Raw genomic sequence first — 10,163 nt, 5'->3', positions numbered from 1 at the left:
CGTCTCGACCCGGCGGGAGATGTCCTCGGTCGCCCTCGCCGTCTCCTGCGCGAGGTCCTTGACCTCGCCGGCGACGACCGCGAAGCCCTTGCCCGTGCCGCGGATCGCGAGCAGCAGCAGCAGCGCGACCATGGGCAGGTACAGGCCGGAGAGCAGGGCCGCGTACCAGTCGGGGAAGGCCGCGAAGGTCACGCCGATCGCGGCGACCAGCCAGACCTCGTTGCCGTCCCAGAACGGGCCGACCGTGCGGACGATCGCGCCGCGCTCGTGGTCGTCGCGGCCGGCTATCGGGCCGAGCATGCCGACGCCGAAGTCGAAGCCCTCTAGGACGAAGAACAGCGTCCAGCAGAGGACCACCAGGCAGAACCAGACAGTGACCATCTTTGCTCCTCAGTAGACCGGTGCTTCGGCGTGGGCGGGGGTGGCCGGGGCCGGCGGGCCGGTGAGCGGCTGCCGGGACAGGTGCCGGACCAGGCGCAGCCAGACGACCGCGAGCACGCCGTACACGACGGTGAAGCCGATCAGGGAGGCCAGGACCTCGGTGGCGGTCAGGCCGGGGGAGATGCCGTCGGCCACTCTGGAGATGCCGAACGCCAGCCACGGCTGGCGCGCCGTCTCGGTGAAGAGCCAGCCGAAGGTGTTGGCCGCAGTCGGCAGCAGCGGGATCAGCGGCAGCAGGCGCAGGAACAGCCGGGCGGGGCGGCGGCCGGTGTCCAGCGTCCGGCCCTTGCGGGTCGACCACAGGTACAGCGCGGCGGCCGCCATGGCCAGCATCCCGATGCCGATCATGAGGCGGAAGGTCCAGAACGCGACCGGGATCATCGGCACGTAGCTGCCCGGGCCGTACTGCGCGGCGTACTGGGCCTGCAGGTCGTCGATGCCCTGCACCGAGGCGCCGGGGCTGCCCTTGGCGAGGATGGACAGCAGCCAGGGCACCTCGACGCTGAAGAACGGCTTGCCGCCGCTGATGTCGCCGACCGCGAAGATCGAGAACGGCGCGCCCGTCGTGGTGTCGTAGAGCGACTCGGCGGCGGCCATCTTCATCGGCTGCACCTCGGTGATCACCTTGCCGAGGTGGTCGCCGGTCAGCGCGGTCAGCGCGCCGCCCGCGACGGTCATCCAGGCGCCCAGGCGGGCCAGCGGGTGGAACCCGTCGTCGGATTTCGCGCGCCGCACGGCGATGGCCAGCAGGAGCGACCCGCCCACCATGATCGCCCCGGAGAGGGTGTGCGGGAACGCGGCCAGGTTGACCTTGTTGAGCAGCAGGTCGCCGAAGTCGTCGAGGCGGGCCCGGCCGGTGACCGGGTCCAGCGAATAGGCGACCGGGTTCTGCATGAACGAGTTCGCGGCCAGGATGATGAACGCCGACAGCACGGTGCCGGCGGCGACCACCACGATCGTGGCCGCATGCAGCCGGCGCGGCAGCCGGTCCCAGCCGAAGTACCACAGGGCCAGGAACGTGGCCTCGAGGAAGAACGCGAGCATGCCCTCGATGGCGAGCGTCGGGCCGAACACGTCGCCGTAGAAGCGGGCGAAGTTGCTCCAGCCCATGCCGAACTGGAACTCCTGCACGAGCCCGGTGACGACGCCGACGGCGAACGTGACGATGAGCAGCCCGCCCACGAACTTCGTCAGCCGCAGGTACGCCTCCCGGCGGGTACGCAGCCAGGCGATCTCCAGCCCGGCGGCGGCGCAGGCCAGGCTGATCGACAGCGGCACGAAGAAGTAGTGATAGATCGTCACCACCGCAAACTGCAGCCGGGTCAGGTCGAGCACATCCATGGTTGTCTCCTCTACGACATTCCGTAGTAGATACTACGCATCGTAGTACGACGCCGTGCAGTAGAGTGGTCCGCATGGCACTGGGGGACCTCGAGCGCGACGTCATGACGCAGTTGTGGGACGCGCGCGAGCCACTGACCGTGCGCCAGGTGCACGACGGGCTCAGCCGCGACCGCGACCTCGCGTACACGACGGTGATGACCGTGCTCGACCGGCTCGCCAAGAAGGGCGTCGTCCTGCAGCAGCGCGCCGACCGCGCCTACCGCTACGCGCCCGCGCAGAGCCGCGAGGAGATGACGGCCGCCCTGATGCTCGACGCGCTCAGCGCCGCCCCCGACGGCGTCCGCGACGCGGCCCTCGCTCACTTCGTCGGCCGGATCGACCCGTCGGCGCTCACCGCCGCGATCGAGGCGGCGCGGAGGGACCCGGGCGTCGCGCCGTGACCGCGCTGCTGCTCGGCGCGCTCGGGCTCACGCTGTCGCTGGTCGTGCCGGGCTTCCTCGCGCCGGCCCGCTGGCCCGACCGGGCGCCGGGCGCCGCCGTGCTGCTCTGGCAGAGCATCACCCTGGCCGGGGTGCTCTGCGCGCTCGGCGTCGTGCTGGCCGCGCCGCAGGAACTGGTCAGCGAGCTGGGCTCCGGCCGTCCGGTCGGCGCCGCCGCGCTGCTCGGCGCCCTGGCCGTCGCCGCGCTGATCATCCTGCGGCTGGCGGTCTCGCTGTTCCGGGTCGGCAGCCGCTCGCGGGCCCGCCGGGCCCGGCACCGGATGCTTGTCGACCTCCTCGACAGCGCCGAGCGCCACGGCGAGCTGCCGGCCGAGGTGCCCGACGGGCTGCGGGTGCTGCACGGTCCGCTGCCGATCGCGTACTGCCTGCCGGGGCGCTCGTCGCGGGTGGTGCTCAGCAGCGGCGCGCTGCGGGTCCTGGACGCCGCCCAGGTGGGCGTGGTGATCGCGCACGAGCAGGCACACCTGCGGCACCGCCACGACGTGGTGATGGAGTCGTTCACCGCGTTCTACCGGGCGGTGCCCCGGCCGCTGCGCAGCCGGGCGCCGCTCGACGCCGTACACCTGCTGTTGGAGATGGTCGCGGACGACGCGGCCCGGCGCCGCGGCGGCGCGGCCCCGCTGCGCACGGCCCTCGCGCTGCTCGGCGATGCGGTCAGCCCGGACGCCCCGGCCGAGGTCCGCGGCGCCTCCGCGGAGCGCCGGCGGCGGCTGGACCGGCTGGCGGGCACCGACCCCCGGTCAGCGGGCCTGACCGTCGCGGTGGCCACCGCGGCGGCCGGACTGCTGGTGTTACCCACAGTGATCGTGGTGCTGCCCTGGCTGGACCGGGCCCTCTCGGCGTGGCCTCTTTAAGTCTGTATTAATTACGTTCGGTCACCGGGTGTTATGCGCTGTGTGCCCTGGTAACGCCGGGTTCTCATCGATGGTGATCGGGAGTACGGTGGTCCCGGCTCGGCAGTCCCCCCTCGTCCGGCCCCGGGCGAACTGACGAGCCACGCCTAATCGTGCGAACGAGCCGGGGACCCAGGAAACCGGGGTCAAGCCACAGCGACATCGTGGCCGGGCGAGCTTCCCGTCCGAACCCGTCAGCTAACCCGGTCGGCGGTTCAGGGAAGAAAGGACACTGCACCTAAGTGAAACGGATTGAGGCGCGACGCGCCGCAATTCTGCGCAGCATCGCCTGCGCGGTCGCCGCGGTCGGGATTCTTGTTGCTCCCGGAGCGGCGCACGCGACGCCGTCCCCGTCGAGCATCGAAAAGCAGATCGACCAGCAGTGGGACAAGCTCGAACTGGTGATTGAGCAGTACAACGACGTGCACAACCAGCTGCTCAAGAACCGGGCTCAGCTCAAGAAGATCGACAAGCGGCTCGCTCCGCTGGAGCTGCAGGTCAATCTCGCCATGTCGCAGGTGGGCAACATGGCGGGCCAGGCCTACATGCAGGGTTCGCCCAACGCGATGAAGGCCATGATCGTCAGCGGCTCGCCGACGGGGCTGACCGAGAAGCTCACGTTCCTCGATCAGTTCAGCCGGCACCAGCGCGAGTCGATCGCGGGCGTGTCGAAGCTGCGCGATCAGCTGTCGTCCGACAAGCGTGATCTGGACACTCTCACCGATGCCGTGGCAGCGCGCGACAAGCTGCTGGCACAGCAGAAGAAGACCATCCAGAAGAAGGTCGACGACCTGCAGAAGTTGCGGATCAGGGCGTACGGCGCGAGTGGCGGCGCCGACGGTCCGCTCAAGACGGGCGCGTGCCCGGTCGACTACACAAACGACAAGGGTGGCCGGGCGGCGCAGCGCGCGTGCGACCTCATCGGCAAGCCCTACGTCTTCGGGGCCGAGGGTCCGGGCGGTTACGACTGCTCCGGCCTCACCAAGGAGGCGTGGGGGAGCGTCGGTGTGCACCTGGAGCACTTCACGGGTGACCAGATCAGGGAGGGCAGGTCGGTCAGCCGCAGTGAACTGCAGCCGGGCGATCTGATCTTCTACGGCAGTCCCGTGCACCACGTGGGCATCTATGTGGGTGGCGGCACCATGGTTCACGCGCCACACACCGGTGACCACGTGCGGATGGCCTCGATCGACCGCACCGGTGGCATCTCCGGCATGCGCCGACCTGGCTGATTCTGCCACGCAGTTACACGGGGAAGCCGCCACGCAAGTGGCGGCTTCTTCCGTCTGCGCCGCGGCACCGCGCCTCCGTCCCGAGGATGAGCCGAGGGTCGTTCGGCAGGCCGATTCCGACGGGCCGGACCGTGTCTAGCGTCCTTCCACATGAGATTGCGCAGACTTCTGGTCCTACTGGCCACCGTTCCACTGGTGCTGGGCGGGGTGGGCGCGGCCGGCCGGGCGACCGCGGCGCCCGGCTGCGGCGCCCTCACCGCCGTCCACGTCCCGCAAGGCCGGGTCACCTCGGCCGCCACCGGCACCGACGACGGCTTCTGCCGGGTCGAGGGCGTGCTCGACCCGGCCGTCCACTTCACCGTCGACCTGCCGGTCAGCGGCTGGTCCGGCGACTATCTCCAGCTCGGCTGCAGCGGCCTGTGCGGCACGGTGCCCAACTTCGCGTTCCCCAACGCCGGGGTGCTCTGCGAGGCCGTGCGCGACAAGACGCTGGTGCTGGCCGGCGACGACAGCGGCCACACCGGTGACAACGCGGGCGCGCAGCCGGCCACCTGGGGCGCCGACCCGCGGGCCCGCGTCGAATGGGGGCGGACCTCCGAGCACCGGCTGCGGCGGGCGTCCGACGCCCTGATCACCGCGTACTACGGGCACGGGCCGGCCCACCGCTACTTCGACGGCTGCTCGACCGGCGGCCGCCAGGCACTCAACCTGGCCCAGCGCTACCCGGCCGACTTCGACGGCATCCTGGCCGGCGCCCCGGCCGGCAACGAGGCGCCGCTGGTGCTGCTGCAGGCTTGGCTCGCCGTGCACAACACCGACCGGCACGGCGACCAGGTCCTCGGCCCGGACAAGCTGCCCGCCCTGCACGCCGCGGTGGTCAGGGCGTGCGGCGAGATCGTCCAGGACCCGCGCCGCTGCGGCTTCCAGCCGTCCTCGCTGCGCTGCCCGCCCGGCACCGACCACCCGACCTGCCTGACCCCGGCCCAGGTGGCGGCGGTGGTGGCGTTCTACCGCGGCCCGGACGGGCTCTACAACGGCGGCATGCCCTACGGCTCCGAACTCGGCTGGATCGACCAGTTCGTGGTCCGCTCCGGCTCGCCGCCCGGCGGGGCGGGCGAGATCGCCTACCAGTACCTGCGCTACCTCGGCTACCCGACCGTGCTGCCCGCCGGCTTCCGGCTCACCGACGTCAGGTTCAGCAGGGCCACCTTCGACCGGCTCAACCTGGTCGGCGACGCGCTCTACAACGCCAACGACCCCGACCTGTCGGCGTTCCGCGCCCACGGCGGCAGACTGATCCTCTGGCACGGCTGGGCCGACGCCTCGATCCCGCCGTTCTCCACGATCGACTACTACCGCGCGGTCCAGCGGCGCGGCGGCGCCGACGCCTTCACCCGCCTCTACCTGATCCCGGCCGGCTACCACTGCCTCTTCGGCCCGGCCGACGCCGACGGCAACCCGTCCGAGATCGGCGTGCCCGACCTCCTCACCCCACTGATCGACTGGGTCGAGAGCGGCACCGCGCCGGGCACCGTCGACGTACCGACCGTCGACGCCGACCGCAACCCGATCCGGTATTTGGAGGTGGCACCGTTCGACGCGCTCGCCCCGGTCCGGGCGGCGCCGGGCAGCCTCAACGCGGGTTACCACTACGTCGGGCGCTACTGAGCCCGATCACGACGCGCTGGCAGGATGGGCGGATGTTTCCCGCCGCCTTCACCCGCAACGTCGCCGCCGCCTGGGGCGAGGCCGGCCGGGACTGGCTGGCCGGCCTGCCGGCGACCCTCGACGCCGTCGCCCGGGACTGGCGGCTGACCGTCGGCGCGCCGTACGAGCTGAGCTTCAACTGGGTGGCGCCCGCGCGCCGGGCCGACGGCACCCCGGCGGTGCTCAAGCTCGGCGTGCCGTCGGCCGCCGACCAGTCGCACGAGGCCGCGGCGCTGTCGTTGTTCGCCGGTGCGGGCGCGGCCGCGCTGCTGGACCGCGACGAGGACCGCGGCGCCCTGCTGCTCGAGCGGGTGGAGCCCGGGCACACGCTGCGCACCCTGGTGGCGGAGCACGACGAGCGGGCGACCGCCGTCCTGATCGACACGATGCGGCGCCTGCACCGGCCCGCGCCGCCCGGCCTGGCCTGTGCGGAACTGACCTCGTACCGCGACGACTTCGCCGCGCACCTGCGGCGTTTCCCGGGCGACGGCCCGATTCCGCGCCGCCTGGTCGAGCGGGCCGCCGGTCTCTTCGACGAGTTGTGTGCCTCCGCCGAGCGCCGCGTCGTCCTGCACGGCGACCTGCACCACGAGAACGTGCTGGCCGGGACCCGGGAGCCGTGGCTGGCCATCGACCCGCACGGCCTGCTCGGCGACCCCGGCTACGAGGTCGGCGCGGTGCTCTACAACCCCTTCGACGGCGACGAGCCGGTGCTCGACCTGCTGCCGGCGCGGATCGAGCAGTTCGCCGACGGTCTCGACATGCCGATCGAACGCGTCGTCGCGTGGGGCTTCGTGCAGGCCGTGCTGTCGGAGGTCTGGGACGCGCAGGGCGACGACTGGGCGCCCGGTCAGGCCCTCGACGTGGCGCTCAGCCTTCAGCCGCGGCTGAGCTGACCAGGTGCAGCAGCCGCACGAACTCACCGCGCTCGGCGGCCGACAGCGGCGCGAGCAGCTCTTCCTGGATCTCCGCGGCCCGGGCGGCCAGGGCCTCGGCGCGCCGCCGGCCCTCGGGGGTCACCGTCACGGTGTTGCGGCGCCGGTCCGCCGGGTCCGGCCGGCGCTCCACGTAGCCACCCTCCGACAGTTCGTTGAGCGCCGCGACCATGTCGCTGAGGTGGATGTCCGTGCGCCGTCCCAGGTCGGCCTGGCTGGCCGGGCCGTCCTCGATCAGCGTCGTGAGCAGCCGGTAGTGGTAGCCGCGCGCGCCGATCTCGGCGAAGCGCTCGGTGACGAGGCGCCCGGCCAGGGCCGCGGTCCGGGTCAGCAGCCGGCTCGGTAGATCGTCCATGTGTGCAGGCTAACATTTGCCTTACTAACGTTAGTCGGACTAACGTTAGTCGCATGAACGATATCCACCCCTACCGGGTCCACGTACCGCAGGCCGATCTCGACGACCTGGCCGACCGCCTCTCCCGCACCCGCTGGCCCGACGAGCTGCCCGGCGCGGGCTGGGACTACGGCATACCGCTCGCCCGGGTCCGCGAGCTGGCCGAGCGCTGGCGCACCGGCTACGACTGGCGGGCGCACGAGGCGGCGCTCAACGCGTACCCGCAGTTCGTCACCGAGATCGACGGGCAGCGGGTGCACTTCCTGCACGTCCGGTCCGCGAACCCCGACGCGCTGCCGCTGGTGCTCCTGCACGGCTGGCCCGGCTCGGTGCTGGAGTTCCTCGACATGACCGAGCCGCTGACCGGCCGCTTCCACCTGGTGATCCCGTCGATTCCGGGCTTCGGCTTCTCCGGGCCCACGGGGGAGCGTGGATGGGATCTGGGGCGGATCGCCGGGGCGTTCGCCGAGCTGATGACCCGGTTGGGCTACCCGAGGTTCGGCGCGCACGGCGGCGACTGGGGCTCCGGCGTCGCGCGGGCGCTGGGTGCCGTCGCGCCCGACCGGGTGGTCGGGGTGCACGTCAACTACCTGCCGACGCCCGGGCCGGCCACCGGGCTGTCCGGGCCGGACCGGGAGCGGGTCGAGCGGATGGTGGCCTTCGCCGCGAACCGGCCCGGCTATCAGGTGCTGCAGGCGACCCGGCCGCAGACCATCTCGTACGCCCTCACGGACTCGCCCGTCGGCCAGCTCGCCTGGATCGCCGAGAAGTTCACCGAGTGGGTCGACCCGGCGTCGGCCATCAGCGACGACGTGCTGCTCACCGACGTGTCGATCTACTGGTTCACCCGCACGGCCGGCTCGTCGGCCCGGCTCGCCAAGGAGGGCGGCCAGGGCGTGCGGTGCCCGGTGCCGATGGGCGTCGCCGTGCTGCCGCACGACATCGTGCTGGCGGTGCGCCCGCTGGCCGAGCGCGGCCACGACATCCGGCACTGGAGCGAGCTTCCGCGCGGCGGCCACTTCGCCGCCCTCGAGGTGCCCGCGGACCTGGCCGCCGACGTCATCGCGTTCTTCGACTCCCTGGCGGTGGCGGCCTAGGCGCGGCCGCGGCTCTGGTGCCGGCGTGCCTTCATCCGGTTTCCGCAGGTCGCCATCGAGCACCACCGGGCGGTGCCGGCCCGGCTGTGGTCGACGAGGAACAGCCGGCACTCGCCGTTGGCGCACGGGCGCAGCCGGCCCGGGTGCTGCTCCCGCAGGCGGCCCCAGGCGAGCACCGCGCGGACGGCGAGCAGCCGGTCGGCGGGGGCGCGCAGCCGCCAGTGCAGCCCGCCCTCGTCGACCTCGGGCCGCCGGTCGACGCCGTCGAGCAGCGGCGCGAGCGACCCGGGCGGCCGCTCGCCGCGCACGACCGCCTGCAGGAGCTCCCGGGCGTCGCGCACCGCCGTGAGCTCCGCCGCGCTGCCCACGCCGCCGGCGCCGGCCAGGGCCGCGCGGTCGGCAAGCAGGTCCGTGGGCCGCCCGTCCACCATCGGGGTGCTGTTGAGCACCCACAGCAGCACGTCCTCGTCCGTCATGTAACCCCCTTGAAGGCCTTGACAGGTTAACAGCCGGAGTGCTTGGCTCGCACTAACCACTTCAAGACCTCATGGAGGTTATCGTGTCGGTGCATCACCGCTACGCCACCGTCGACGGCCACCGGCTCTTCTACCGCGAGGCCGGCGATCCCGCCGCCCCCACCGTCGTGCTGCTGCACGGCTTCCCGGCCAGCTCGTTCATGTTCCGCGAGCTGATACCGGCGCTCGCCGACCGCTGGCACGTGATAGCGCCCGACCACCTCGGCTTCGGCCACTCCGACGCCCCGGCCGCGACCGGGTTCGACTACAGCTTCGACGCGCTCGCCGAGCTCACCGCCGGCCTGCTCCGCGGGCTCGGCGTGCCGCGTTACGCGATCTACGTGCAGGACTACGGCGCGCCGATCGGGTGGCGGCTGGCGCTGCGGCCGGAGGCGCCGGTCACCGCGATCATCACCCAGAACGGCAACGGCTACGAGGCCGGCCTGGTCGAGGAGTTCTGGAAGCCGATCCGGGAGTTCTGGCGGCACCCCGGCCCGGACAACGAGGCCGGCGTGCGGTCGGCGCTGGACCTCGAGGCGATCCGCTGGCAGTACACCCACGGCGTGCCGGATCCGAGCGTGGTCAGCCCGGACACCTGGACGCACGACCACGCGCAGGTCTCGCGGCCCGGCAACGACGCGGTCCAGGTGCGGCTCTTCGCCGACTACGCGACGAACCTCGCCCTCTACCCGAGGCTGCACCGGTACCTGCGGGAGAACCGGCCGCCGGTGCTGGCCGTGTGGGGCCGCAACGACGAGATCTTCGGTCCCGCGGGCGCCGAGGCGTTCCGGGACGACGTGCCGGACGCGGAGATCCACCTGCTGGACGGCGGCCACTTCCTGCTGGAGAGCCGGCCGGCCGAGGCGACCGCCCTGATCCGCGACTTCCTGGCCCGCAACACCTGACCTCACCGGCTCGCCGCGGCGGGCGGGCATAATCGCCTCTCATGAGCGACACCCTGATCGACAGCCTGACCGCGGCGGTCGCCTCCCGGCCCGACGACCTGCCGCTGCGGTTGCACCTGGCCGAGCTGCTGCTCGCCGCCGGGCGCCACGGCGAGGCGATCGGGCACGCCGCCCAGATCCTGGCCCGCGAGCCGGCCCAC

Annotated in this window: 12 protein-coding genes and 1 riboswitch; of the genes, 8 read left to right on the top strand and 4 right to left on the bottom strand. The window is 72.4% G+C overall.

Features of this window, described 5'->3' with window-relative positions; genetic code table 11:
- On the bottom strand, positions 1 to 381 hold a 381-nt coding region (locus AB0F10_RS41090; RefSeq protein WP_360638635.1), incomplete at its 3' end, for a cytochrome d ubiquinol oxidase subunit II.
- A gap of 9 nt (positions 382 to 390) precedes the next feature.
- The gene (locus AB0F10_RS41085) at positions 391 to 1,782 is read right to left on the bottom strand and encodes a cytochrome ubiquinol oxidase subunit I (RefSeq protein ID WP_360638632.1); all 1,392 of its coding nucleotides are present in this window, start codon (positions 1,780 to 1,782) and stop codon (positions 391 to 393) included.
- A 74-nt stretch (positions 1,783 to 1,856) separates the two neighbouring features.
- Between AB0F10_RS41085 and AB0F10_RS41080 the strand changes: the two genes are divergently transcribed.
- The 5 genes from AB0F10_RS41080 (at position 1,857) to AB0F10_RS41060 (ending at position 7,013) form a co-directional block, all read left to right on the top strand.
- Positions 1,857 to 2,225, top strand: a complete 369-nt coding sequence (locus AB0F10_RS41080) for a BlaI/MecI/CopY family transcriptional regulator (RefSeq protein WP_360638629.1) — start codon at positions 1,857 to 1,859, stop codon at positions 2,223 to 2,225.
- On the top strand, positions 2,222 to 3,139 hold the full coding sequence (locus tag AB0F10_RS41075) for a M56 family metallopeptidase (RefSeq protein WP_360638626.1): 918 nt from the start codon (positions 2,222 to 2,224) through the stop codon (positions 3,137 to 3,139). Before AB0F10_RS41080 ends, AB0F10_RS41075 begins: the two co-directional genes overlap by 4 nt.
- Before the next feature lie 133 nt (positions 3,140 to 3,272).
- Positions 3,273 to 3,406, top strand: a riboswitch (cyclic di-AMP (ydaO/yuaA leader).
- A gap of 14 nt (positions 3,407 to 3,420) precedes the next feature.
- Complete coding sequence (locus AB0F10_RS41070) at positions 3,421 to 4,410, top strand: NlpC/P60 family protein (RefSeq protein WP_360638623.1); 990 nt, start codon at positions 3,421 to 3,423, stop codon at positions 4,408 to 4,410.
- Between the two features lie 150 nt (positions 4,411 to 4,560).
- Positions 4,561 to 6,078 carry a tannase/feruloyl esterase family alpha/beta hydrolase gene (locus AB0F10_RS41065; RefSeq protein ID WP_360638621.1) on the top strand — a complete coding sequence of 506 codons (1,518 nt, stop codon included), beginning with the start codon at positions 4,561 to 4,563 and terminating at the stop codon, positions 6,076 to 6,078.
- 32 nt (positions 6,079 to 6,110) lie between these two features.
- The gene (locus AB0F10_RS41060) at positions 6,111 to 7,013 is read left to right on the top strand and encodes an aminoglycoside phosphotransferase family protein (protein WP_360638618.1); all 903 of its coding nucleotides are present in this window, start codon (positions 6,111 to 6,113) and stop codon (positions 7,011 to 7,013) included.
- Here the strand turns inward: AB0F10_RS41060 and AB0F10_RS41055 are convergent.
- Positions 6,988 to 7,407, bottom strand: a complete 420-nt coding sequence (locus tag AB0F10_RS41055; RefSeq protein WP_360638615.1) for a MarR family winged helix-turn-helix transcriptional regulator — start codon at positions 7,405 to 7,407, stop codon at positions 6,988 to 6,990. The genes AB0F10_RS41060 and AB0F10_RS41055 overlap by 26 nt on opposite strands.
- Before the next feature lie 62 nt (positions 7,408 to 7,469).
- On the opposite strand from AB0F10_RS41055, the gene AB0F10_RS41050 reads away from it, so the two are divergent.
- On the top strand, positions 7,470 to 8,543 hold the full coding sequence (locus AB0F10_RS41050; RefSeq protein ID WP_360638641.1) for an epoxide hydrolase family protein: 1,074 nt from the start codon (positions 7,470 to 7,472) through the stop codon (positions 8,541 to 8,543).
- Here AB0F10_RS41050 and AB0F10_RS41045 read toward each other — a convergent pair.
- Positions 8,540 to 9,019, bottom strand: coding sequence for a CGNR zinc finger domain-containing protein (locus tag AB0F10_RS41045; protein WP_360638612.1), 480 nt, complete (start codon positions 9,017 to 9,019; stop codon positions 8,540 to 8,542). The genes AB0F10_RS41050 and AB0F10_RS41045 overlap by 4 nt on opposite strands.
- A gap of 83 nt (positions 9,020 to 9,102) precedes the next feature.
- Between AB0F10_RS41045 and AB0F10_RS41040 the strand changes: the two genes are divergently transcribed.
- Both AB0F10_RS41040 and AB0F10_RS41035 read left to right on the top strand, forming a co-directional pair.
- Positions 9,103 to 9,963: an alpha/beta hydrolase gene (locus AB0F10_RS41040; protein ID WP_360638609.1), complete on the top strand. Its 861-nt coding sequence runs from the start codon at positions 9,103 to 9,105 to the stop codon at positions 9,961 to 9,963.
- A gap of 41 nt (positions 9,964 to 10,004) precedes the next feature.
- Positions 10,005 to 10,163 (top strand): tetratricopeptide repeat protein (locus AB0F10_RS41035; protein WP_360638638.1); only part of this gene is annotated, 159 nt, incomplete at its 3' end.

Source organism: Actinoplanes sp. NPDC026623 (genome assembly GCF_040638275.1).
Classification (GTDB): domain Bacteria; phylum Actinomycetota; class Actinomycetes; order Mycobacteriales; family Micromonosporaceae; genus Actinoplanes.
The sequence above is the reverse complement of the archived record's forward strand: the minus strand, read 5'-3'. Positions and strand labels throughout refer to the sequence as shown.